27 protein-coding genes are annotated in these 21,696 nt (G+C 43.2%); 9 read left to right on the top strand and 18 right to left on the bottom strand.

The genetic code is table 11. The features are described from left to right. Nucleotides 1-282 precede the first annotated feature (282 nt). From MTBPR1_RS08765 to MTBPR1_RS08745, 5 genes are all read right to left on the bottom strand, one after another. A complete protein-coding gene (locus MTBPR1_RS08765; protein WP_069188651.1) occupies nucleotides 283-1,467 on the bottom strand; it encodes a tyrosine-type recombinase/integrase in 1,185 nt (394 codons plus the stop codon). 274 nt (nucleotides 1,468-1,741) lie between these two features. Further along, a complete protein-coding gene (locus MTBPR1_RS08760) occupies nucleotides 1,742-2,176 on the bottom strand; it encodes a hypothetical protein (protein ID WP_069188650.1) in 435 nt (144 codons plus the stop codon). A 77-nt stretch (nucleotides 2,177-2,253) separates the two neighbouring features. After that, entirely contained in the window at nucleotides 2,254-2,667 is a 414-nt protein-coding gene (locus MTBPR1_RS08755; protein ID WP_069188649.1) for a hypothetical protein, read from the bottom strand. 208 nt (nucleotides 2,668-2,875) lie between these two features. Continuing rightward, nucleotides 2,876-3,277, bottom strand: coding sequence for a hypothetical protein (locus tag MTBPR1_RS08750; RefSeq protein WP_069188648.1), 402 nt, complete (start codon nucleotides 3,275-3,277; stop codon nucleotides 2,876-2,878). A gap of 157 nt (nucleotides 3,278-3,434) precedes the next feature. Next, nucleotides 3,435-4,568, bottom strand: coding sequence for a hypothetical protein (locus MTBPR1_RS08745; RefSeq protein ID WP_126465121.1), 1,134 nt, complete (start codon nucleotides 4,566-4,568; stop codon nucleotides 3,435-3,437). A 521-nt stretch (nucleotides 4,569-5,089) separates the two neighbouring features. Between MTBPR1_RS08745 and MTBPR1_RS08740 the strand changes: the two genes are divergently transcribed. From MTBPR1_RS08740 to MTBPR1_RS08730, 3 genes are all read left to right on the top strand, one after another. After that, a complete protein-coding gene (locus MTBPR1_RS08740) occupies nucleotides 5,090-5,383 on the top strand; it encodes a hypothetical protein (RefSeq protein ID WP_069188646.1) in 294 nt (97 codons plus the stop codon). A gap of 2 nt (nucleotides 5,384-5,385) precedes the next feature. Continuing rightward, complete coding sequence (locus MTBPR1_RS08735; RefSeq protein WP_069188645.1) at nucleotides 5,386-5,928, top strand: hypothetical protein; 543 nt, start codon at nucleotides 5,386-5,388, stop codon at nucleotides 5,926-5,928. A gap of 101 nt (nucleotides 5,929-6,029) precedes the next feature. Beyond that, on the top strand, nucleotides 6,030-7,205 hold the full coding sequence (locus tag MTBPR1_RS08730) for a replication initiation protein (protein ID WP_069188644.1): 1,176 nt from the start codon (nucleotides 6,030-6,032) through the stop codon (nucleotides 7,203-7,205). A gap of 322 nt (nucleotides 7,206-7,527) precedes the next feature. On the opposite strand, the gene MTBPR1_RS08725 is transcribed toward MTBPR1_RS08730, so the two are convergent. The 8 genes from MTBPR1_RS08725 to MTBPR1_RS08690 form a co-directional block, all read right to left on the bottom strand. After that, nucleotides 7,528-8,280, bottom strand: coding sequence for a helix-turn-helix domain-containing protein (locus MTBPR1_RS08725; protein ID WP_069188643.1), 753 nt, complete (start codon nucleotides 8,278-8,280; stop codon nucleotides 7,528-7,530). Nucleotides 8,281-8,395: 115 nt separating this feature from the next. Beyond that, a complete protein-coding gene (locus MTBPR1_RS08720; protein ID WP_126465119.1) occupies nucleotides 8,396-9,307 on the bottom strand; it encodes a DNA N-6-adenine-methyltransferase in 912 nt (303 codons plus the stop codon). A 253-nt stretch (nucleotides 9,308-9,560) separates the two neighbouring features. Continuing rightward, on the bottom strand, nucleotides 9,561-10,154 hold the full coding sequence (locus tag MTBPR1_RS08715; RefSeq protein ID WP_069188641.1) for a 2-hydroxychromene-2-carboxylate isomerase: 594 nt from the start codon (nucleotides 10,152-10,154) through the stop codon (nucleotides 9,561-9,563). 31 nt (nucleotides 10,155-10,185) lie between these two features. Further along, on the bottom strand, nucleotides 10,186-10,746 hold the full coding sequence (locus MTBPR1_RS08710; protein ID WP_069188640.1) for an NnrU family protein: 561 nt from the start codon (nucleotides 10,744-10,746) through the stop codon (nucleotides 10,186-10,188). A gap of 11 nt (nucleotides 10,747-10,757) precedes the next feature. Further along, nucleotides 10,758-11,609 carry a glutathione-dependent disulfide-bond oxidoreductase gene (gene yghU, locus MTBPR1_RS08705; RefSeq protein WP_069188639.1) on the bottom strand — a complete coding sequence of 284 codons (852 nt, stop codon included), beginning with the start codon at nucleotides 11,607-11,609 and terminating at the stop codon, nucleotides 10,758-10,760. Between the two features lie 9 nt (nucleotides 11,610-11,618). After that, nucleotides 11,619-12,098, bottom strand: a complete 480-nt coding sequence (locus MTBPR1_RS08700) for a DUF2798 domain-containing protein (RefSeq protein ID WP_165602646.1) — start codon at nucleotides 12,096-12,098, stop codon at nucleotides 11,619-11,621. Between the two features lie 28 nt (nucleotides 12,099-12,126). Next, a complete protein-coding gene (locus tag MTBPR1_RS08695) occupies nucleotides 12,127-12,645 on the bottom strand; it encodes a hypothetical protein (RefSeq protein WP_069188637.1) in 519 nt (172 codons plus the stop codon). 20 nt (nucleotides 12,646-12,665) lie between these two features. Continuing rightward, on the bottom strand, nucleotides 12,666-13,232 hold the full coding sequence (locus MTBPR1_RS08690; RefSeq protein ID WP_069188636.1) for a carboxymuconolactone decarboxylase family protein: 567 nt from the start codon (nucleotides 13,230-13,232) through the stop codon (nucleotides 12,666-12,668). A gap of 241 nt (nucleotides 13,233-13,473) precedes the next feature. On the opposite strand from MTBPR1_RS08690, the gene MTBPR1_RS08685 reads away from it, so the two are divergent. Then, nucleotides 13,474-14,058, top strand: a complete 585-nt coding sequence (locus MTBPR1_RS08685; RefSeq protein WP_069188635.1) for a TetR/AcrR family transcriptional regulator — start codon at nucleotides 13,474-13,476, stop codon at nucleotides 14,056-14,058. Here the strand turns inward: MTBPR1_RS08685 and MTBPR1_RS08680 are convergent. Continuing rightward, nucleotides 14,055-14,927: a LysR family transcriptional regulator gene (locus MTBPR1_RS08680; RefSeq protein ID WP_069188634.1), complete on the bottom strand. Its 873-nt coding sequence runs from the start codon at nucleotides 14,925-14,927 to the stop codon at nucleotides 14,055-14,057. The two genes, MTBPR1_RS08685 and MTBPR1_RS08680, sit on opposite strands and share 4 nt — an antisense overlap. A 97-nt stretch (nucleotides 14,928-15,024) precedes the next feature. Here MTBPR1_RS08680 and MTBPR1_RS08675 point away from each other — a divergent pair, with 97 nt between their 5' ends. Genes MTBPR1_RS08675 through MTBPR1_RS08665 form a run of 3 tightly spaced genes read left to right on the top strand, consistent with a single transcriptional unit; the run spans nucleotide 15,025 to nucleotide 17,548 of the window. Continuing rightward, nucleotides 15,025-15,750, top strand: coding sequence for an SDR family NAD(P)-dependent oxidoreductase (locus tag MTBPR1_RS08675; protein ID WP_069188633.1), 726 nt, complete (start codon nucleotides 15,025-15,027; stop codon nucleotides 15,748-15,750). Nucleotides 15,751-15,765: 15 nt separating this feature from the next. After that, nucleotides 15,766-16,356, top strand: coding sequence for a 2-hydroxychromene-2-carboxylate isomerase (locus MTBPR1_RS08670; RefSeq protein WP_069188632.1), 591 nt, complete (start codon nucleotides 15,766-15,768; stop codon nucleotides 16,354-16,356). A gap of 7 nt (nucleotides 16,357-16,363) precedes the next feature. Further along, the gene (locus MTBPR1_RS08665; protein WP_069188631.1) at nucleotides 16,364-17,548 is read left to right on the top strand and encodes a YbfB/YjiJ family MFS transporter; all 1,185 of its coding nucleotides are present in this window, start codon (nucleotides 16,364-16,366) and stop codon (nucleotides 17,546-17,548) included. Here the strand turns inward: MTBPR1_RS08665 and MTBPR1_RS08660 are convergent. The 4 genes from MTBPR1_RS08660 to MTBPR1_RS08645 form a co-directional block, all read right to left on the bottom strand. Then, nucleotides 17,545-18,138, bottom strand: coding sequence for a TetR/AcrR family transcriptional regulator (locus MTBPR1_RS08660; protein ID WP_069188630.1), 594 nt, complete (start codon nucleotides 18,136-18,138; stop codon nucleotides 17,545-17,547). The two genes, MTBPR1_RS08665 and MTBPR1_RS08660, sit on opposite strands and share 4 nt — an antisense overlap. Nucleotides 18,139-18,176: 38 nt before the next feature. Next, on the bottom strand, nucleotides 18,177-18,836 hold the full coding sequence (locus MTBPR1_RS08655) for a DsbA family oxidoreductase (protein ID WP_069188629.1): 660 nt from the start codon (nucleotides 18,834-18,836) through the stop codon (nucleotides 18,177-18,179). A 55-nt stretch (nucleotides 18,837-18,891) separates the two neighbouring features. Next, complete coding sequence (locus tag MTBPR1_RS08650) at nucleotides 18,892-19,461, bottom strand: carboxymuconolactone decarboxylase family protein (protein ID WP_069188628.1); 570 nt, start codon at nucleotides 19,459-19,461, stop codon at nucleotides 18,892-18,894. A gap of 195 nt (nucleotides 19,462-19,656) precedes the next feature. Beyond that, entirely contained in the window at nucleotides 19,657-20,517 is an 861-nt protein-coding gene (locus MTBPR1_RS08645; protein ID WP_069188627.1) for a LysR substrate-binding domain-containing protein, read from the bottom strand. A gap of 122 nt (nucleotides 20,518-20,639) precedes the next feature. Between MTBPR1_RS08645 and MTBPR1_RS08640 the strand changes: the two genes are divergently transcribed. After that, nucleotides 20,640-21,332 (top strand): haloacid dehalogenase type II, encoded by a 693-nt coding sequence (locus tag MTBPR1_RS08640; RefSeq protein ID WP_069188626.1) that lies wholly within the window; start codon nucleotides 20,640-20,642, stop codon nucleotides 21,330-21,332. Between the two features lie 23 nt (nucleotides 21,333-21,355). Beyond that, nucleotides 21,356-21,667 (top strand): hypothetical protein, encoded by a 312-nt coding sequence (locus MTBPR1_RS08635; protein ID WP_069188625.1) that lies wholly within the window; start codon nucleotides 21,356-21,358, stop codon nucleotides 21,665-21,667. Nucleotides 21,668-21,696: the final 29 nt, after the last annotated feature.

Below are 21,696 nucleotides of genomic sequence, written 5' to 3'. Positions count from 1 at the left end.
AACCATAACCTCGGTCTGTGACTTGCTTAACTGCTTCAATCTTAAATTCTTCTGTATAGCGTTTGCCACTCATAATTAGCACCTCATGTTTAGTGTCATTTATAACACTATCAGGTGTCTACAATACTAGGGGCTTGCCAAACTCTAATTTTTCCTATTTTCCCTTGAAACTCCCAAATAACACCTGCTTATTTGGGGGCTTCATTTTTCATACCCATTCACTTGCAAATGCGCGTGGCATTTTCTCATGTTCAACGGCCCCTCAGCTTGCTCGGGAGAGGGTCATCTTAGGTATTCAGCCGTAGCGTCTTTCTTACCTGAAAGTGCTTTCGGCTTTTTCTTTACTTTGCGCACGTTGATGGCTGAGGCATCCAGGGTGTTTTTGATATGGGCTGCGTAGTGACGTTCGATCATTTCGACCGAGGTGCGGCAGTTCTTTGCAATTTGGTAAATGTCTGCGCCTTCCATGAGGCGGAGGCAAATGTAGGTGTGTCTTAGGCTGTAGAGGGTGCGTTTCTGTCCGTCACGGTCTACCTTGAGGTCTTGTTCGTCCAGAATGCGGTTGAACATGCGCAGGTGATTGTGGGGAAAAACCATGTCAGTTTCTTCATAGTCATTACGCGCACAAACCCGTTCGTAAGGGCGTACAGCGCCTTTGGTGGTTTTACAGTATCCAACGCCTCGTTTGCCTCGGACTTCGATCACAAGGATCGTTTCGTCCGTGTCTCCATCTTCTACAATTTCAATATCACGATGCTCTATATTGAACAGTTCATCCGGGCGCAGGCCCGTGTTGGCAGCAAAGAGGATCATGTCGTGCAGGTCTTCTGCACTCTTCTTGTGCCGTCCACCTGTTGCACGGGCATTCTTCCTTGTGGCGTTATAAAGTTTTTCATACTGCGTCTTACTGAACCAAGGACGATGAACCACCTTGCCCTGCGCCCCATAAGGCTGGGACATATCTGGTAGGTGATCCAGCCAAGTATAACGAATGGCAACTTTCAGAACTTGGCGAAGGGTTACAATTTCATCATGCAGTGTGCTTCGTGCCGGAGGCTTTTTCGCTGTCTCCATCCTGTGCATACGATAATCCTGCACAAGCCCTGCTGTGATCTCTGACAAGCCTTTATCCCCAAAGAAGGGAACAAGATGCAATCTCAACCGCGCCTTGTGACCTTCAACCCACTTGGGGCTTCTTGTGCCTTTGGTCGAGGTTTCATATTCATGCTCAAAACGATCCGCAACTTGCTTGAAGGTCTTTTCGTTTTTGATCAGACCTTGGCAGTCTTTGTCTCTGAGATTAAAGAACCAATCCTCAGCAAAGTCTTTGGCACAAGACAGGCTTTCTTCTTTGGTCGATGATCTGTGGTTTTTCCCGGCAAGGAATGTGGAACATTGCCAGTATTTGGAATTTTCTCGGCGGTAAACGTAGACTTTGCCGCCCATAATGGTGTGTTTCTCAGTCATATCGCAACCCTCGTGCAGTGGAGCAGAACTGTGTAAGGAATGTGTAACGATATCAGGGGAGATTCAGCCTGTCAAATTTAGCGCCGCTGGCATTAAAAAACCCTGTTACTTCAATGGAGTAACAGGGTTTTAGTGGTTGCGGGGGCTCGAAACCCCCGACGTCGAAGAAATCGAGAAATAGCAGAAACAATCACGCTTCAGCCCGTATTTGTTTTCAACCATATTCCTGCAAACAGAAAGCGGCATTTCCCAAATCAAAGTTTGAGTTAACTCTCTACCTCCTTGAAAAAAACTCATATTCACAGGCCTTTACATGAACTTCAATATCATATCGGTTCTCAATTAAGGCAATACATTCCTTGAATAGGGCCTCCACAAAAGCAAGCCCACTGATTTCCATGTAATCCCATTTCTCAATCAATTTATAGAAGGATGCAAATGATCCTGAGGTTGCCTCATCATGTGCAGCATCAACAGATGTGTCTTTGAAAACAGGTTTACCATTCAGCTTTAAAACATCAGCAGTTTTCTGAGTGATATCAAAAGAATCATCTGCCAATTCAATATGTCTCGTAATGTAATTGGCCAACTCAATAGCAAAGAGCTTAATGCCAAGTACTTCATTTTTGATACCAATATCGTGGTGGTCACCGTCCAAGCTAAATGTCATCCCATTAAATGGACCTGGTTTTCTTTTCATATTTTTCATTTCAAAATTCCTTATAGTTTAAATGATAAAAAAAACCGGATGCCCCGGATTAGATCCAGGGCTCCGGTTTGGAAGACTTAAAGTTCGTCTTCTGTGATAATGATTGGCTGATAATTTTCGAAACCTAGCCCTTTACGCATTAGGACATCAACTGACGAATGTGTGAGAATTCCGGCTTCAAAACCTCGAGTAAAAGCTTCCTTGTAAAGAGCAAGCTCTTCTGGATCTTCTGATTGAAATTTTGCAATCTCGCCATCAACATCATAATTCGCTGCAAAGGAATGAATCATTCCATTACCAAGCCCAAGCGATTCAGTGTCTGATACGTTTTCACCTTTGCTTAAATACTTAATCAAAGACAAAAGATTATAAAGCGCACCATTCATCGGTGCCGTGTATCGTTTAGATTTTTCATCTACATTCTCAGAGATGAAGCGTGAAAGTTTAGAACCGCAAACCTTCCAAGCGAGAGTACCAACTACATTGTCCATGAGGACCTCCATAAAGTAAAAAAATCTGCAAAGACCAATTCTTTGCTATTTGTCTGCTGTTGCGGACGGGAATATTTTTACTTCGGAAGTTGGTTACTTTCTTAGAGATAAGGGTAACCAATTTGGCCTTTAAACAAAAATGGCGTTGAGACCGAAGCCTACAACGCCATTTTTGAAATAGAATTTCACTAGACTGAAAAACCAAAAATTATTTGGTTCCTTCATAATCAATCACAATAGGATGATAGTTACGTTTGTTAAGTCCATGCTTCATGAAACAATCAACATTGTAATGGAGAAGAATGCCGTTTTTGAAACCTTCCTTAAAACCATCTTCATATTCTGCCTGGCTTTCAGAATCTTCAAATTTACGTTTCTTGATTTCACCATTAAAATCATATTGTTCTTTAAAGGTATGCACAACGCCATCACTGAGACCGAGATTAAACGGTTTCATGTCTTCATTACTATTGAAGTAAATAATGGATAATAAGCGATGAGCCATACTTTTAAGTACGTCAGTATATTTATCTGCGTCAGTATCCCACGTTTCTGGAATGAAGCGTTCTGCTTCGTAGTCGATAGCTTCGACTGTTAAAATTTTAACCATATTGGCCTCCATATTTTTAATTAAAGATGGAAGGCAGGTTTGGATTTAAATCAGAAACAACTAGATAAAAATAACCCAAACCTGCCGTCCGTTTTGTCAACCTGACAGGAATGGGTGTACTTCACTTGTTGGTTACTAATAAAACGCCTAGGGTAACCTAACCTGTAACTTTAGGGCTTTGAGTAGAGATATACTCTTCAATATGCGTGATTTCATCACTATTAAAATCATCAACTTCGATGTCATCTGGGTTCCCTTCGATACCTTCATACGTAAGAACCATTTCTTCTATGTAACTTTTAGGCACAATTAATTCATATACATCATGTTTCATGGCTAGTTTATGAAGAGCATCAGCTTTTTTAATTACTTTAAGGAAAGAATCTACATCATTTTCTAGAGCACGGGATTTGTCGAAATGTTGACCATAAAGAGCTGCCCAGAGATGAGCTGAAGGCCACATTTTTCTCTTAGCTATTGGAAGTGTATTTTTATTTATAGCTCTAGGTTCTTGACACCCGGGAAAGGTAACATCTTTAAGGAAACCATCGGCATAATGTTGGAAAACAGTTGCATCAGTGTATTTGCTACGGGTGTCTGGAACCTGTTTATCCTTATGATACATATTTGCACGTAGCATGTACCAAAATAGCTGAGCTATCATGAAACCTTGGTCTGTTCGTTGTTCTATGATTTTATCTACCGTTTTTGTTGCTTTGCCTAATTGGATCATATGCCACTTATCTATATCAACTGAGATTTTTTGGCCGCTTTCGACTGCTTCCTTCATTTGGATGTAAGGGTCAATATAGTCTTTTCCTTGAAGGAGAATATTAAACTCCTGAACTTCTTGAGCATATTCCTTTTCTTCGACTTGTTTTAAAAGGTCTCTGACCTTCTTTTCATCAGCAAAAATTTGTTCAATAGTTTCTGTCCAGGTATGCTCAATGTCATTTAAGTAACCAGTCGCCTCAGCAAAGCATTCTTCAAAAAGGCTAATTTTCAAACGTTGGATTTCATCTGAAGTAGGTTCAGTATTTGCTGCTTCTCTTTTGGCTTCTTCACGTTGAATTCTCTGATCTAAATCTGAAAAACGAGCCCTTGGGCACATCATACCTGCTCGGATAGCATGAAAATCAAAACAGTCTTTAAATAACCTGTATCTATCCAGTTGTTCGTCATCTGTATCTTGGTAATGAGTTTCTGTGTCTTTATATGCCTCTTCATATTCAGCTTTTACCGCTTCATTAATACGCTTAAAGCGTTTGTGGCGTTCTGATTGTGAAGTCATTACCAAATCTCCATTTTTCCATTTATCGGATGAGATAATAATCAGACTTATTTTCTTCTTCAACGGGTATATTTTATACTGAATTATAGATAATGTTCGTGACATACATATCCCGTCATCTACCCAAAAATGTCACGATTGTCATGTAAGCCAATATTCAGAAACCCATCAGGTGGCTTTCTTCTTTTGAGTGAAATAGGTAAGGGCTGTATTACGGCTAATTAGGGTCTTTTGATAAATTCATTTCAAACCTACCAATTGCTTATTCTGACCAAGAGTTCCTCGATTACTATTTTTCTAAACCCTCTTAACTGATTCTGTTCGCAGCGCCCTCCATGGAATGCAAAAATGGCTAACAGAATGCACCTTTTTAAATCCATCAATACAACTAGGTTACCCTTTACTATTCGATAGTAACCATTCTCAGCTCTATTTTCATCCGTGTCATTTCACATGGCAAGAGAACACGAGGCTTCAAGAACCTCGGTTTAAATTTAACTTTAAAAAAATTGGATGGAAATATGAGTAACTCTACACAAAACATTACTGCTGAAATCGAAGAGGTTGTTCCAAAGACCCTTGAAGATTTCTATTTGTTAGGTTGGAACAAAGGTATGAAAGCGTACCTTGACAATGAGAAACTGGAACCGGATTTATCCGACCTAGTCAACAATGCGCAAAGGCAAGCCTACGTCAAAGGTTTCACCACAGTGCTTCGCCAATTGACCACATCAGTAATGAATACAGTCACGGAATTAGAAGTTGTCTGGCACTACGACGAAGAAAATAATCAATCAGAAGAAGAGGAGAAATAACAATGAACTTCAATGCAGATGAAATTTTAAAGAATTCCGAGGCCCTTATTCCACCGCAGCAATTGCCATGGTTCCACGAAGGTATTGGTGATGGTATTCAAGCCTTCAGAAAAAATAAACGTTACGACCCTGAACTAATTCATTTCGTAAACGATGACCAGAAACGGGCTTATGTCAAAGGATATACAACAGCTATTCGTATTGAACATGAACTCAGTTTAGATGCAGTTCGAGAACTGGAAGCAATTTGGGATTACCCTCACAAAGTTGAAGTACACCCAAACCAAAACAAGTTCGATGACTTTATTGCCAAGCGTTCAACGGACATTCCCTGCGATTTCAAGATCCATTTTGAACGTGGCTTCAATATGACTTGCTATGACAAGAAGCGTGAACACTTCTTCACTGATGAGCAGAAATCTGAGTTCTTATCTCAAATGAATGAAGCCTTCAGCAAAGGTGCAGAAGCTGGCTATGACGCCCAATGTGACAATTTCGAAGGCACTAACAAGTTTCAAACTGGAGAAGTCTGGGGCGAGCTATGAGCAAGCATCTTGATTGTAAAACAGTCACCGAAAAGGCCTTGGTAAAATTTCCAAGGCTTTTTCTTTATGCCCCTCATGAATAGAAAAAAGGAAAAATAATCATGCCTTTGCGCCCGACCCCCGACTTCGGTTTCGAACTCAATGAAAAAGAACGTGCCCTAATTGCCAAAATGCACCCTAGCAGCGACATTTTTGATAAAGTAAGGGCAAAGTTCGATGAAGAAGTTTTGGCTACTGAAAAACGCTTAAAAGAAAAGCTCAGCGAACAAGAGAAAGACCAGCAGTGGCATTACAGATTTGAGCCCCTATTATTGGATTGCGTAAAACAATATCGCAAAGAAGCAAACCCTGAGTTTGTCCACCTCTTCAAAGGCTTTGTTGTCTGCTCATTTCCTTCAAAAGATCCAAATCAATCAATCTGGGAACGCAGCACGAACCGATATCTGATGCAAGTCAAAGGCGGCACCGATCCAATGACTGGAAAGTTCATGGGTGTACCCTTCGGCAAGTATGCTCGCCGTATTTTAATGTTCATTACTGACTATGCTTTCAGAAACAGCACCCGTGAAATCCATTTCGGTTCTGTCAGCCAGATGATGAAAGCTTTGAGTATTTCCAAAGGCACAAAGCAAAAGCAACTGTTTGAAGACCAGCTCAACCGTCTTGCAGCCTGCAGCATCACATTCACTTATTCATATTTGCAGCATAAGGATCCAGATTTAAATATTCGTGACAATGTTGAGTTTGTCGATGACTTCACTGTTGAGCTGGCAACTAAGTCATATGGCTTCTGGCATCCATCCGGGAGACACAAGAACACCATCACGTTGACCCAAGAATTTTATGATTACCTTCAGAACTTCCATTGCCTTGAGCCATGGAAAGACATCAAGGCTGTTTGGAACAAAAAATTGGGCCTAGATTTCTATCTCCTCGTTTCACAAATCTGGTTCGATATCCAGCACGGTACAAAGCAGCTAGATTTTGATTATCCGTTTGAAAAGCTGAACAAGGTCATTGGAAGTAACTATAAAAGGGCCAGAAACATCAAAAAGGACATCGAAACGACTGTCGACTATATCAACACCAATCCCTACCTAAAATATGGCGTAGAAGTCTTTAAAAAGGCTCCTCCTGGATGGAATGAAGATTACCGTTGGAAACATCGAAGAGACCTTGAAGATTTCCAGCCTTTATTCTTTAGGGTGGTAAAAAAGGAAGACCGAGAGCTGGTAAAGCTGAAGAAACTGGCATCTCATAGAAAGGGTGTACTTTAGTGGCGCCCTATATAAATACCTATTAGGATTCTATATTCCTAAACCGTAATTTTAAGAGGTTTGTTTTATCTTTGGGATTCCAGTGACGCGCGTTAGCGAGGAGCGAACCATCTGGTTGACCTCCGCCTATGATGTTTTGAATCGAGTAATTATTGGTGATTTCGAGTAATGCGAAGCCAACTCGACAGCATGAAATGGACAGCCCCTCATTACGCATCACATGTTATCGTCACATGTAACTGGCATGTTATTCTGACAAGTGATTCCACAACAAAAATCGCCTATGCAACCATTGCACATTTATCATTATTGATTTTCAATCCTATTTCCAATTCTGAATAGCCATTGAGACCAGGTTTGGCAATCGTTCCATGGCCTGATATCTGCAAACAGTCGCTTTGGAAATCTCAAATAAGTCGGCTACATCATTTAATGATAACCCATGTTTAACACGCCAGGTTTTCAAGTCTTCACCGCTGATTGGTTTAGGAAGTGACAGACCCTTAACAACACGGTGTTCTTCCACCAATTTATGCGGATAACAATAATAATGCGGTTTCAACTGCGGCATATTGAAAACAAGAATTTCACAATGAAACAAGGTGTCTTTGAAGCAATCTAATGGCAATGAGATAATTGAACTGATTTCGTGTTGAATTAACCGTTTCCAGCGTTCTGATTTCTTGCGCTGATTAAGTCGAAACCCCATCGGAGTTATAAGGAAGACAGGAACATCTGAACCACATAGTTCAAAAATGTGTTTCAAAAATCTAAATGAACCGAGTTCACGCCCAACACCAAGATTGAAGGGAGGGTTACATAATACCAGGTCACAATTGATGACGGCTTCTTCCATCAAAAAGTCAGAACCACGTTTAATCTCATATTCGACAATCTGGCTATTTTTATAAAAACGGGTCAGTCGACCATTGCCAGCACAGGGGTCCAAAATTACTTCGGGTTCACCTATATGCTTAATGACCAAGTCATGAATAAACCGAGACACCCAAATCGGAGTTTCTATATCTGAAGGCTTCGGTTTTTCGTGAACGTTATTAACGATAATATTGTACATATATTTCTTTTAGCTGTCTAATTTTGAGACAATAAAGCATATTTTTCAGACAATTTAAACACCTGTTCTCTAACAATAAGTCAGGTGCTAAAACATCACCAAATCGGAATAATTATTATTCAGCAGCACCCTTCAGTTTCGGCATATGGAATGACGGAATGCCCTTTTGAACCTCGGCAATAAGTTCAGCTTCAGCATTCCAGAAAATCAATGCTGATGGAAATGGCGCTGAATTAGTTTGTGACCCAAATTTTAAGCGGCCTTGTAAGAACAGGATATCGGCTTTCCCAGCACAGTTATTATTCCACCAGCGCGTATCAGTCCTAGCTGGTACCAATCCGATGACAGTTCTTGCCTGACCGGTTCCACAACTTTCCATGGCTTTCTTTGTCCATGATGAGACATCTGAATATGGTGGGTTCATGAATACAACACCATGCCATGGCAGAGACAACCCATCATTCTTCTGCGTGTAATATTTACGGGCCTTAACAGGTGCCTTTTCAGCATTCCTCGTGGGTGAACATGGGTCTAGGTCAAAGACACCGCCAAGGGCATCATAGAAAATAGTCAGCACATTTTTTGGAGTGTACCATTCATCCGATGTCGAACTGTTTGCAGCATTTTCGATAAAGCGTTTGCGTTCATGAACCGGGGTCAATTTAACTTTGAGCCCTAGCGCATCAAAAACAGCTGACAATGTATCAACACGGCCAATACATTGCTTCTCCAGCTTATCGATGGTTTGACGGGTAACGCCTACTTGTTCACCTAATGTCGTTTGGCTTAGCTTTTGCCGTTTACGCAATGTTTCAACTTGTTTGCCAATGTTATCGCCACCTGGCAAACCACGAGCTGCACACTGTAGGCCAAGCGCATCCATCACCTTCAACAGGTTTTGCAGATTGCCTTTACCAAGGTGCAGGGAACGAATGGTATTTCGGGTTAGCTTTGTTAATCTGGCTAACTCGGTTTGGGTGATGCTGCGGGAACTAGTGTGATGAAGGAAGTTGGTAAATAGGGACATTTTATGTATATATTTTTAAGCAAATTAGCATACTAAATACCGAAGAATGCTCAAAAATACTAACACTATATAAAATAGCCCCTCTCATTTGAAAGAATGTCCACTGTATGCCCAATAGCAGAAGGGATTTGAGCTGACCTTTTAAGACTGGGTTTGACCCATCTCAGACATTTACTAATAAAAAAACACCCTTGCTCATAATCTGAACAAGGGTGTTAAACCTGGAACTACTAAGGACAGAAAAGATGGTATTTTACCCTAACCGCTTTGTCGCCAGTTCAATACGATCCTGACCCCAGAAAATTTCGCCATCGATAACCAGGGAAGGTGAACCGAAGACACCTGCTTCGATGGCTTCTTGTGAGCTGACAGTGAACTTTTCTTGTGCGGCTTCAGTTGATGCCGCTTCTGCCAACGCTTTGCCATCACAAGCCAGATCGTCTGCAATTTTAATCAGGGTACCTTCGTCAGCAATATTTTGTTCATCAACCCAAACAGCTTTTAAAACAGCCATGGCAAATGGCGCCACATCCAAGCCTTGATCTTGGGCTTCAATCAACATGGCACTCGCAAGATTTGATGGGGCCGGAAAATGTTTTGGTTGGAGGTTCATTGGCAATCCCAGTTCCTTGCTCCACCGTTCCAATTCTAACAAACGATAGGCTTGCAGAGAGGCATGGCGTTGCCCTGGTGGTTTGGTTCCAATCTCACCAAAGATGGTGCCGATATCAAAGGGCTTATAGATGATATTCACGTCTTCGCGTTTCCCCAATTCAATAATACGGGGCTGAGCGAGATAAGTGTATGGTGAGATCAAAGAATGATAGTAAAGCACAGTCTTGGTCATATTGATTTCCTCAGAAAATACAAAAACTGGATTAGAAGAGCGGCATGCCGGACAGGTATGGATGGGCGAAGATAAGGCCGGCGCAGACAGCAACAGCAATCACCAATAAACGGATTTCTGCTAACCAGCTGCCTATTTCAGGCTTTTGCCAACCCCCTTCACGGCGATTGGTGCCAATAATTGAAATGACGGCCCACAACAACAAACCACCAAACAAAATCAGGGAGTTTTCGTCACCATTCACCAGCAAATGCGCCGTTGCCCAGACCACAACGCCAGCAAGCATCGGGTTGCGAATAAACTGACGAATACGGCTTTTCCCCATGGCTGTGCCAAACAAAACCACTGCAAAGAAAATCATCAGCATGGCAAGATGCCTAGCCCAGAACGGTAGTTCATAGACATAAGCAGGGTCATGTTGTTGCCATCCCCAGCTAATAAGCCCCAATGAGGCTAATACAGGGATACTGAACAGACCTTTGTATGGAATAAGGCCAATATAATTGACCAGAGAGGCACGTTGATTTGGTGCATAAACCGGGAACAGGTGGATCAGTGTCCAGAGCACGACACCCAAAGCAAGTATTGTCATTTTATTTCCTATTAAATCTTATCTTGTGTGCGAAGCTGGAAATCAGATGCATCATGTCGTTCATGGAGTTGATCTGATGAGTCTCCCCATACACGGTTTACCTTGCGCCCGCGTTGAACAGCTGGACGTTGCCAAATCTCTTCTGCCCATCGACAGACATTTTCATAAGATTTGACCTGCAAAAATTCCCCTGCCCCATAAAGGGAGCCTCGGACCAGATTGCCGTACCATGCCCAGGCGGCAATATCGGCAATGCTGTATTCATCACCGGCCAGATAAGCTTTCTTCGCTAGTTCTCTATCAAGTACATCTAACTGGCGTTTAGTCTCCATGGCATAGCGATCAATGGCATATTCGATCCGTGTCGGCGCATAGTGATAAAAGTGACCAAAACCACCGCCCAGAAACGGTGCCGAACCATGAGACCAGAACAGCCAGTTCATGACTTCCGTTCGTTTTGCCAGATTTGTTGGCAAGAAGTGGCCGAATTTTTCAGCCAAATACAACAGGATCGAACTTGTTTCAAAGACACGAAGTCCATCCTCCGCATCATAAAGTGCTGGAATTTTAGAATTTGGATTTAAGTCTACAAACCCCGAAGAGAACTGGTCACCTTCTGCGATATCAATCAAGAAGGCGTCATATTCAGCTTCAGAGACACCTAGTTCCAATAGTTCTTCCAGCAGAATGGTGACTTTTTGACCATTCGGTGTGCCATAGGAATAAAGCTGTAAATTGTGCTTACCTTCTGGCAATTCTTTTACATGGGTTGCCCCGGCGATGGGACGATTGATTTTCGCCCACTTACCGCCGTTTTCGCTATCCCAATGCCAAACTTTTGGAGGCACATATTCCATATTCATCCTGATCTCCTAGCTTTTCACATAGGCCAACAAGCGTGGCTTAATGATAGTTGTCATGATCAGCGCCATTATCAAGCCGTATGGGAATGCGGTAATAAAGGCATTGATGACACCTGCGCGATAATCTGCCCAGACCTCCAAACCAACCGCATTAAAAGATGTCAGAAGGGCCATAATGGACTGCATCACGATAGAAGCAATCACACCAACTATGATGGCTTGGGGTAGCGGTCTCATATTTGGGAATGCACGTGCAATTATTTTAGAAAAAATGCCGATCAATACGATGGCGATCGGCATCATCACTGTCATCGCCATGCCAAAGGACTGGCCCCATTTTGCTAAGAAGGCATCGGAGAAACCCAGGTTAGCCCAGGTCATAATTCCCGTTAGAGTTCCTGCAATTGTTGCCATTACACTCAGGACAACGATCACCTTTTTATAAACAGGTATTTTCTTCTCAGTTTGTGTAATCTGATCAGCTGTCATTGTACTTTCCATTACTGTCTCTTCCTTCTTAAGCAACTGTTACGTTCTTACGGTGCAGGTAAATATTCATACCTGCCAAAGCCATAATGACGATTGTCAGTACAGGTGGTTTTGAGCCAAACGGCAGAACTTCAGCTTGGACATTCGGGTGCAGATGGACATAAACGGCGACAACCATGATCCCTACGATGCCGAGGTTTGCGAGATAGAATGCTTTCTCTTTCAGATCTGGCAAAATACGTGCACCAAAGATCAATAAAGCGAGTAACAAAGCACCTGTAGACATTTCACCCAACTGTCCGGCCCACTTCATCAAGATTGGAAACGGCAGTTCACTCTGTGCAATCTGTGAAGCAAACATTGTTGTAAATGGGTCAAAGAATTTCACAGATCCACCCATCAGGATGAAACCACCTAGAAATCCAGTTAGGATTTTCTCTGCTTTTTGTGTACCTGTTCCTTTCGTACGGCGAACCAACAGGTATCCGGCAGCTGTGATCAGAAGAAGAATTCCAATCAAGATATATTCATTTGCATGTGAGCCCATCTTCTTTCTCCTTCTTTGAATTAAGCCACTTGGGTTTGAGCGATTGACCAGGCATTGACGGCATAAGCCTTATCAATTTCGATGCTGGTCAAATGGTCAGTGTAGTTTGAGATCACCTTGAAAGCTGTACCGAGGACAATTTCCAGGATGGTTTCTTTTGTGTATCCCACACTTAAAAAAGCATTGATCTGCTCTTCAGTCGGGTTGCCCCGCGTTTGGTGAATCGCAACAGAAAAAGTGCGCAAAGCTTCCAGTCTCACATCATTGATTGGCCGATCTGTGCGAAGAGCTTCAATGACATCTGTCGGAACATCGGCCATTTGAGAGACTGATGTGTGAGCAGCCATACAGTAACCGCATTCATTTAAGCGGCTATTGGTCAACATGATGACCTGACGTTCTTCTTCGTTTAAACAGGTTTTATTCATAATACCTGCCAACGTGACGTAGGCCTCTAGCAATGCAGGAGATTCCGCCATATTGCCAAGCAGATTTGGAACGTATCCATATTTGCTTTTTGCTTTAGCTAAAATGGATTGAGAACCAGCTGGTGCCGTTTCTATTGAGTATGTTGTGAATTCAGCCATGAGCACTGTCCTTTAAAGCCGACACTTATTAATGTTTAAACCGATTGGTATAAACCATATATTTTACTAAACCAATTGGTCAAGACTAAAAAGAAATTGAATCTTGTGGAAGAACAATTGTCCTTATTTTTCATAGATATATGGTTTAAATTTTTTCTACACTGATCATAATAAATTGACTGCGTTTAGAACGATTGGTATAAAATGGAAACGACTCCACCGCTAACAAGAGACTGCACACATGCCTTGGGAAAAATCATTTGATGTAGATGAAGCACTAGATCGTGCCGCCAATGTATTTTGGATGAAAGGCTTTGAAGCCACCTCTATGTCCGACCTTATCAAGGGCATGGGCATTAACAAAGGCAGCCTCTACAATGCCTTTGGCAGTAAGAAGGAGTTGTTCAAGCGAGTCCTGATAAAATTTGAAGAAGACCATCAGAAACCGGCACTTCAACAATTAAGGGATATTGATGACCCCATTAAATCCATCTCAACCCTTTACGATTGGGTGATTGCCCAAAGCATGGCGGATAAAGAAAAGAAGGGTAATCTGATCATCAACACCGCCCTTGAGATGCCCAACCATGATGAAGATATTCGTGAAATTGTAAAATCTGCTATCAATCGGCTGGAGCGTTTCTTCAGAGAAATGGTGGACCTTGGCAAGGAACGAGGCTCAATCCCGGATCATATTGATCCAGATGAAGCAGCCAAGTCTCTTGTATCTTTAACAGTAGGCGTCAGGGTTTTGGCACGTGGTGCATATGACACGAACGGCCTGCTCGCAATCAAAAACAACGCCTTGCGTCTTATTGGTAACTAAGTAAGCCAATTTGCCGATTGAGCAAAATGGATAAATCGCTCACCGCCAGGATTAATCTGCCCCTCTCGCCAATAAAGGCCGACACGTCGATGGAAACCTTCATCAGCAATATCTACATAAGGAATGCTGGTTCGACATAGGCTTTTCGGGAAAATCCCGAGCCCCATGCCTTTTGACACCATCTCAAGTGCACGGTGGTCCTGATTGGTACGATAGGTGACATCTGGTAAGACTTGATAGTCTTCCAATACTCGCTGAAAGACGGCACGACTTTCACAATGAGTTCGTGCAATAAATGGTTCATCGGCCAGTGCATCAATGGAAATGGATTTTTCTTTAATAAAACGATGATTTGGTGGCAAAGCGACCACATAATCCTCTTCATATAAAGCTGCGTGCATAAAGCGTTCCGACAGGTCATGAAAGTCAGAATGAATTGTTAAAATCAGATCAAGCCTGCCCTGCTCCAGACTTTCTGCAATCTTATTCCCATCTCCTTCAAATATGCGCATATGAACATTCAGGTTCTGCTCTTTAAAGGTTTCAAATAATTTAGAGACCTGTCCAACCGGGATGGTATCCAACACACCAATGCGCAAAGCTTCTTTTTCAGAAACATTCTGCAGGTCCTTAATGACTGTATCGCATTCCTGAAGAATCTTACGCGCACTCAGCAAAAGGCGCTTGCCTTCAGAGGTCAGTGTGGCTTTGCGTTTATTTCGTATGAATAAACTCACACCCAGCTCATTTTCCAATTTCTGGATCGCATTGGACAAAGCAGGCTGCGTCACCAAAGAGCGTTGTGCGCCTCGCGAAAAACTTTCGGTTTCAGCCACCGCAACAAATTGTTCTAACTGGCGAATATTCATATCTATAACTTTTGTGAATACGTTAGATAATTATTATAAATTATACTTTACACACTATCAAGCGCATACTCTTAGACAGATTTCAAAAAGGTCAGATATGTCTAAGAAGAAAGTTGCCCTTATCATTGGGGCTGGTGATTGCTTGGGAAGCGCCATTGCCCGAAAGTTTGCCCAAAATGGCTATCATATTGTTGCGACCCGTCGGCGTGGTGATCTCGACAACCTTGTTACAGAAATTAAAAATGCTGGCGGTGTCGGCGAAGGCCGCCATTCGGACGCCCGCGATGAAGATGAAGTACGCAACCTCATTGCAGATATTGAAGATAACATTGGCCCGATAGGTGCCTGCGTTTTCAATGTCGGCGGTAACGTCAGCTTCCCTCTGCAAGAAACGACAACACGCGTTTATCGTAAAGTTTGGGAAATGTGCGCCCTTGCGGGTTTTCTGATGGGGCGTGAAGTTATCACACCCATGTTGAAACGCGGACAAGGCACCATCATTTTTACAGGAGCGACAGCAAGCTTGAGAGGCGCAAGTGGCTATTCTGCTTTTGCCGGCGGCAAACACGCCCTTCGCGCACTGGCAGAAAGCATGGCGCGTGAGTTTGGGCCACAAGGCATTCACATCGCCCATGTTGTCGTTGACGGCCTTATTGATAACCCAAACACCAAAGACCTCTTTCCTGACCTTTTCAATCAGAAACCCGTTGATGGGATTATTAACCCTGATGACCTAGCTGACATCTATTGGGATCTCCATAAACAAAAACGTACCGCATGGACCTTTGAAGTCGATGCCCGCCCTTATAGCGAAACCTTTTAAACACAAGGAAACACCATGACTAAATCTTTGGATTTTTATTTTGATTTCACTTCCCCCTATGGCTTTCTTGCCAGCCAAACCATTGAAGATTTAGCCAAGACCATCAATCAAGAGATTAATTGGCGTCCGTTCCTTATTGGTGCCGTTTATAAAGAATTTGGCGGCGCACCTTTGAACAACCCGATGAAGTTTGATTATTTCAAAGCAGATTTGGACCGCTCTGCAAAGCTGTTGGGGCTAAATGGTTTCACATGGCCAGATAACTTCCCTGGAAGTCCGATCCCGGCTTCACGTGCATTTTATTGGATTAAAGCTCAAGACACAGAAAAAGCCGCGATTTTTGCCAAAGAGATCTATCGTGCCTATTGGCTGGATGGGTGCGATACTTCTGATCCATCCCATGTCGTTAAAGTTGCTGGTGCACTTGGTTTTAGCGAAGAAGATGTTATGGCTGGCGCTCAAGATGAAGATGTTAAAAACCGTCTTCGTCTGGAAACTGAAGCCGCCATCAAACTGGGGGTTTTTGGTTCACCTTTTATCATCATTGATGGTGAGAAGTTCTGGGGCAATGACCGTTTTGATCAGATCATAAAGCTGTACGGATAAAACATTCATGGCACAAAACCACCCCTCAATGAAACTCATCCTGTTAGGCGGCTTTCTTGCTCTCATCGTTTCGATGGGCTTAGGACGCTTCTTTTACACACCTATGCTGCCTTTGATGCAAGATGGCATGAGCTTCTCAGATGCTACGGGCGGCTGGATCGCGGGTATCAATTTATTGGGGTATTCATTGGGGGCCATTTGGGTGTCGATGGTCAAAACACCTTCCATACGCTGGTGGCTCAATATTGCTGGGCTTTTCCTCTGTACGGGAGGTACATTTTTATCCGGCGCTTTCGACAATGAAATAGCCTTAACAATTGTCCGTTTTTTCACTGGGCTTGGCAGTGCATTTGTTATGATCCTATCCTTGGCTTTTGCCATTGAAGGCTTGGACGAGCAACAACGCATTCGAGCTTCAGGAATTGTTATTGCCGGTGTAGGAATAGGCCTTGCTTTAAGTGGTGGTCTTACTCTTATTTTAAAAACAACACTGAGCTGGCAATCACTTTGGTATCTTGGTGGCTTCATTTGCCTGCTCATGACGATATGTGCCATCCTGTGGCTTCCTCGCCCCGCAGAAAACCATATATCAAACAATCATCAAACCTCTACAGCTTGGTGGAAAAACAAACCATTTGTTTTATTTTTCACAGCATATTTCTTTGGGGGTGCAGGTTATTCGGTTAGCGCCACATTTCTTGTCGATCTCATACAAGGAGCGAGTGACCTTTCATGGCTAGGCGACAGTGCATGGATTATTGTAGGGCTTGCAGCTGCACCGTCATCCTGGTTGTGGGGTCGGGCTGCAGCACGTTTTGGCGGGCACAAAACATTAATGACTGCGTATGTGCTGCTTGGGCTTGGTGTTATTTTACCCGTCTTTTCAGCTGAACTGTTGTTTGTATTTCTCAGCGCTTTCCTCTTTGGAGCGACTTTCTCCAGCGTAGTAGGGATGAGTATGACTGTGGGAAGCCATATGATCCCGCATGCCAGTACACAAACCATGGGCGTTCTCACCATCGCTTTCGGACTTGGACAAATGATCAGTCCGATTATTGCAGGGGAAAGTACCCGAATATTAGGCGGATATGACGGTGCGTTGTTAATGGCCGGTGCGGCTTGTGCGTTGGGGTTAATTTTTACAGTTATGTCTTATGCATCATTAAACAGACAAAAAAAGGCAATCACTTAAACGCGAAGCCTTTCAAACTCAGCCGCCATATCTTCAGCCAAAGCTTTGACTTCTTCTGTAGCAGTCCCCAGATGGCGTTCCATTCGGATCGCCATGATATTGGCCTGATAACGCCGTGCCAAGCGATGCGCATCAGCATCTTTTGATAATTCACCTTCCTCTTTTGCTTTTTCAAACAAAGTGGTGAATTCATCAACCATGGTTGAAAGATGTGATTTTGCACGATCTGCAATATGTGGGTCAGTTGACTTTGTATCAACCAAAGTCTTCAGCAACATGCAGGTCTGTGCCTGTTCATGAGTTTCTGGCAAATCTGCAAAAGCTGTAAACTGGCTGACCAAACCTGTTAAAGGGGAAGAAGATTCATCTACAGAAGATAAAAACAAGGAACGCGTACTTTCAAAGTAGCGATCCAAGGCTTCCAGAAACAACCCTTCCTTACTGCCAAATGCCGCATAAATACTGCCGGGTTTCATCTTTAATGCCGCTTCAATATCTTTTAATGAAGCCGCATGATAACCCTTCTCCCAAAACAAGGTCATGGCAGAATTCAGTGCAGTATCGCGATCATATGGCTGGGCTCTAGACATAGGAGATAAATAAGAAAATCGTTTGCAATTGTCCACTCTTATCCTTGTGAGCTTCGCATCTCAGCAAGCTGTTTCAGGATACTTGTGTAATTCTCAACACCCTGGGCACCTGTCACAAGATGTTTATGATCAAAGACTATTGAAGGAACACCGCCAATACCTTGTTGAAGCCAGAAATCTTCACGACGGCGCACCTCTTCAGCAAACCTCTGTTCTTCCAAAACGCCAAGGGCTTCCTCTTTGTCAAGGCCAACACTGGAAGCAACATCTGCCAGCACATCATTGCCAGACAAGTCTACTCGATCTGTGAAATGCGCAGAAAACAAGGCCTGTTTTAATTCATGCGTTTTGCCAAATGCCTCAGCCCAGTGTAAGAGCTGATGCACCTTGAAGGTATTATGCATGCGCATATCTTCAGCAAATTTAAACTTAAAGCCAACATCCGCACCAATAGCTGTGATGTTCTCACGTGCCTTTTCTGATTGTTTAGCAGTCGTTCCGTATTTTTCAGCAACATGTTCACGCAGGTTCTGACCTTCAGGCCCCATTTGCGGATTTAACTCAAAGGGGTGCCATTGGATTTCATAGTCTGTTTGCGTGTTCTTCAATGCCTGTAACAATTGGCGATACCCAATAACGCACCAGGGACAGACCACGTCAGAAACAATATCTATTTTTAAAGGTTCTGGATTGCTCATTTTACATTCTCTACGTTAAAGGGGTGAAAGGGGCACGAAGCCCCTGACAGCAATTTTACTCAGCAGCTTGAGCGGGTGCTTTTTCCCAGGCAAACTTTTCAAATGCTTTATCAACAGGCGTATCTGCCAGATGATTGATATAGTTTGACATAACTTTTTGGGAAAGCCCCAGAACAACTTCCAGAACCTGGCGCTGTGTATAGCCTGCATCCAAGAAAGCCTGAACTTTGTCTTTACCAACATTGCCGCGTTCGCGCACAACGCTCAGTGTGAATTCACGCAGTGCGTCCAATTTCGTTGTTGGCAAGGGTGTTTCATTGCGCAAAGCCTCTGTAATTGCATTATCGACCTTCATCATATGTGCAATACCTGTGTGAGCAGGTACGCAGTAATGGCATTCGTGTTCCACGTTGATGGTCTGCCACACAACAGTCAGCTCTTCCTCATTAAAGCTGGAATTCACAAAGTCCTCATGCAGGATATTATAGGCGTGATAAACGGTCGGCGCTTCCGCCATGACAGAGTGAATGCCGGGCAACATGCCAAAACGCTTTTGCGCTTCAACCAGCATCGGCTTGCTTTCTTCTGGTGCTGTCTCTTCTGTGTGCAGTGTAAATTCAGTCATCAGTCTCTCCTGATTCATAGGGGTAATCAAAACTTGGACAAACGCATCATTTGCATTTGAGTGATTACTCAATATGCTAATTTGAGCAATTGCTCAATACTTAATTTGAGTGATTACTCAAATTCGATCACAGCAGAAGACATCAAATACAGACAACAAGCTGATTTTGTTACAAAAATGAGATTGAATTTTTTCTCAAGAAAATAGTGAAGTACGGACCAAACCCGTCAATGTATCGATGACTTTCTTGTTTGAGCTGGTCGATTTATGAGTATAAAGCGCAATTTCGAGATTCGGTAATTGAGGAAGGAATGTCAGTTCCGTAGCCTCTCTCAAACCTTCACTTAATTGATCTCGCGTTCTTGCCGTTACACCGAACCCGGCCCGTGTAGCAGCAAAGACGCCTTGTAGGCTTGGGCTCACGGAACTCAGGTGCCAAGGCAGGCCAGCCTGGTTGAGGTAATCAAGGGTCAGATCACGCACAATGCAAGGCTCATGGAACAGAACCAACGGCAAAGAGCTTTCCGTTGGAAGATGGAAATCTTCCGCACAGATCCAGACCAGCGGTGCCTTAAAGATGGTTTCACCACCATTATCTGCCTTTGGGTCTTTACCCGCGATGGCAATATCCAATTTCCCCTCTTCAAAGGCTTTATGGATGTTCCGGTTCATATCCACATTCAGGTCAATCTGAATGTTTGGATTCCTCTCTTTAAAAGACTTGAGAAGGCTTAACAGTTTTGTTTCTGCAAAATCCTGTGTCGTCCCGATCCGAACGCGCCCCTTTGCACTCAGCTGATCACATTCAGAAAGAAGCACATCATTGATGGAGAGCATTTTGCGGGCTTGTTCTAAAAAACGATAGCCAGCATCTGTGATGGTTTTCCCTCTGCCTTGAGAATTAAATAAAGAAATATGGACGTTTTCTTCCAATTTCTTCATCTGCAAACTAACTGTTGGAGCTGACAAATCCAAAACTTCCGCAGCCTGGGCAAAGCTTCCTTGTTCAGCCACGGCAACAAAGGTTCTGAGCTGAGTTAGGTCCAAATGTTCCATTACGACACCACATTAAATAGATTAATATCTTTAATGTTTATTTTACATACATTGCATTTATTAATCAATTAATTTCCCGTAATCTCTTAAACACAGTCGAAATTCAATGGAGAAACAAACTCATGGCACGCGATACAATTCTGTTTGATATCAACGAAACAGTTTTAGACCTGTCTTCTCTAAAGCCAAAATTTGAAACAGCCTTTGGTGACGGTTCAGTTATCTCAACCTGGTTTGCATCATTGCTCCACACCTCTACAGTTTGTTCCCTGACAAATGTTGAAACTGGTTTCGCTGCCCTTGCTGGTATAGCACTAGACAACATCGCCGCGCGCCGTGGTATGACATTAAGTGAAGAACAGCGAAGCGACATTTTAGGTGGTTTTGCCAGCCTGCAACCCCATGACGATATTATCCCGGCTCTATCTGCATTGCGCTCTAAAGGGTATCGAACGGTTGCCTTTTCAAATTCCTCCAAGGACCTGATCACCAACCAGATCAAGAATGCAGGCCTAAATGATTACTTTGATCGCATTATTTCCATTGAAGAAACCGGCAGCTTCAAACCTGATGCAAAAGTCTATGTATATGGCGCTGCCAAGCTGGGGCGCGCAGTTGAAGACCTGCGTCTGGTTGCCACACATGACTGGGACACTCATGGCGCGATGAATGCCGGCCTGCAAGCTGGATACATCGATCGCACTGGCGCAGCCTATCACCCGCTGTTTAGACGTCCTGATGTCTATGGAACAGACATGCGCGATATTGTGCAACAAATCATGCAAGAAGACGGGCTGATCAAAGAAGCCGTTTAAAAGAACAGAGGTCAAAATAAACCATGTCAAATGTCAGCGAAATCACCCGAGAGATGGGAACCAATCATAAGGATTTCTTGCGTCTCCTGCCTCGTTCAATCCCGGATGCCACAATCAATTGGCAGGGTAATGAGCAGACTGGCGCAAAAGTAAATATTGAAAACGCTCCATTGGGTCGGATTGACATTGACCTGTCTAAAGTTGGTGAACGCCGTATCGCTTTGCTAGCTCTTCCAGTAACTCATGTTACCTTCCGCTTTTACGATGTGGACCAAGATTCTGCCCAAAAAGAATACGACCGCATGGCAAAATATTTCCAGAGAGGCGGCGGTTGATCTTGTGGTTTTGACGTCTGAGATTGGCT

Source organism: Candidatus Terasakiella magnetica, from assembly GCF_900093605.1.
Taxonomy (GTDB): Bacteria; Pseudomonadota; Alphaproteobacteria; order Rhodospirillales; family Terasakiellaceae; genus Terasakiella; species Terasakiella magnetica.
The sequence above is the reverse complement of the archived record's forward strand: the minus strand, read 5'-3'. Positions and strand labels throughout refer to the sequence as shown.

Coding starts and splice junctions, on each gene's coding strand:
- MTBPR1_RS08645 (WP_069188627.1), bottom strand. CDS start 20,517: ATGGAACATTTGGACCTAACTCAGCTCAGAACCTTTGTTGCCGTGGCT.
- MTBPR1_RS08700 (WP_165602646.1), bottom strand. CDS start 12,098: ATGACAGCTGATCAGATTACACAAACTGAGAAGAAAATACCTGTTTAT.
- yghU (WP_069188639.1), bottom strand. CDS start 11,609: ATGAATATGGAATATGTGCCTCCAAAAGTTTGGCATTGGGATAGCGAA.
- MTBPR1_RS08740 (WP_069188646.1), top strand. CDS start 5,090: ATGAGTAACTCTACACAAAACATTACTGCTGAAATCGAAGAGGTTGTT.
- MTBPR1_RS08660 (WP_069188630.1), bottom strand. CDS start 18,138: ATGTCTAGAGCCCAGCCATATGATCGCGATACTGCACTGAATTCTGCC.
- MTBPR1_RS08685 (WP_069188635.1), top strand. CDS start 13,474: ATGCCTTGGGAAAAATCATTTGATGTAGATGAAGCACTAGATCGTGCC.
- MTBPR1_RS08680 (WP_069188634.1), bottom strand. CDS start 14,927: ATGAATATTCGCCAGTTAGAACAATTTGTTGCGGTGGCTGAAACCGAA.
- MTBPR1_RS08735 (WP_069188645.1), top strand. CDS start 5,386: ATGAACTTCAATGCAGATGAAATTTTAAAGAATTCCGAGGCCCTTATT.
- MTBPR1_RS08690 (WP_069188636.1), bottom strand. CDS start 13,232: ATGGCTGAATTCACAACATACTCAATAGAAACGGCACCAGCTGGTTCT.
- MTBPR1_RS08655 (WP_069188629.1), bottom strand. CDS start 18,836: ATGAGCAATCCAGAACCTTTAAAAATAGATATTGTTTCTGACGTGGTC.
- MTBPR1_RS08670 (WP_069188632.1), top strand. CDS start 15,766: ATGACTAAATCTTTGGATTTTTATTTTGATTTCACTTCCCCCTATGGC.
- MTBPR1_RS08745 (WP_126465121.1), bottom strand. CDS start 4,568: ATGACTTCACAATCAGAACGCCACAAACGCTTTAAGCGTATTAATGAA.
- MTBPR1_RS08755 (WP_069188649.1), bottom strand. CDS start 2,667: ATGGACAATGTAGTTGGTACTCTCGCTTGGAAGGTTTGCGGTTCTAAA.
- MTBPR1_RS08635 (WP_069188625.1), top strand. CDS start 21,356: ATGTCAAATGTCAGCGAAATCACCCGAGAGATGGGAACCAATCATAAG.
- MTBPR1_RS08730 (WP_069188644.1), top strand. CDS start 6,030: ATGCCTTTGCGCCCGACCCCCGACTTCGGTTTCGAACTCAATGAAAAA.
- MTBPR1_RS08760 (WP_069188650.1), bottom strand. CDS start 2,176: ATGAAAAATATGAAAAGAAAACCAGGTCCATTTAATGGGATGACATTT.
- MTBPR1_RS08710 (WP_069188640.1), bottom strand. CDS start 10,746: ATGACAATACTTGCTTTGGGTGTCGTGCTCTGGACACTGATCCACCTG.
- MTBPR1_RS08675 (WP_069188633.1), top strand. CDS start 15,025: ATGTCTAAGAAGAAAGTTGCCCTTATCATTGGGGCTGGTGATTGCTTG.
- MTBPR1_RS08640 (WP_069188626.1), top strand. CDS start 20,640: ATGGCACGCGATACAATTCTGTTTGATATCAACGAAACAGTTTTAGAC.
- MTBPR1_RS08695 (WP_069188637.1), bottom strand. CDS start 12,645: ATGGGCTCACATGCAAATGAATATATCTTGATTGGAATTCTTCTTCTG.
- MTBPR1_RS08650 (WP_069188628.1), bottom strand. CDS start 19,461: ATGACTGAATTTACACTGCACACAGAAGAGACAGCACCAGAAGAAAGC.
- MTBPR1_RS08720 (WP_126465119.1), bottom strand. CDS start 9,307: ATGTCCCTATTTACCAACTTCCTTCATCACACTAGTTCCCGCAGCATC.
- MTBPR1_RS08750 (WP_069188648.1), bottom strand. CDS start 3,277: ATGGTTAAAATTTTAACAGTCGAAGCTATCGACTACGAAGCAGAACGC.
- MTBPR1_RS08715 (WP_069188641.1), bottom strand. CDS start 10,154: ATGACCAAGACTGTGCTTTACTATCATTCTTTGATCTCACCATACACT.
- MTBPR1_RS08725 (WP_069188643.1), bottom strand. CDS start 8,280: ATGTACAATATTATCGTTAATAACGTTCACGAAAAACCGAAGCCTTCA.
- MTBPR1_RS08665 (WP_069188631.1), top strand. CDS start 16,364: ATGGCACAAAACCACCCCTCAATGAAACTCATCCTGTTAGGCGGCTTT.
- MTBPR1_RS08765 (WP_069188651.1), bottom strand. CDS start 1,467: ATGACTGAGAAACACACCATTATGGGCGGCAAAGTCTACGTTTACCGC.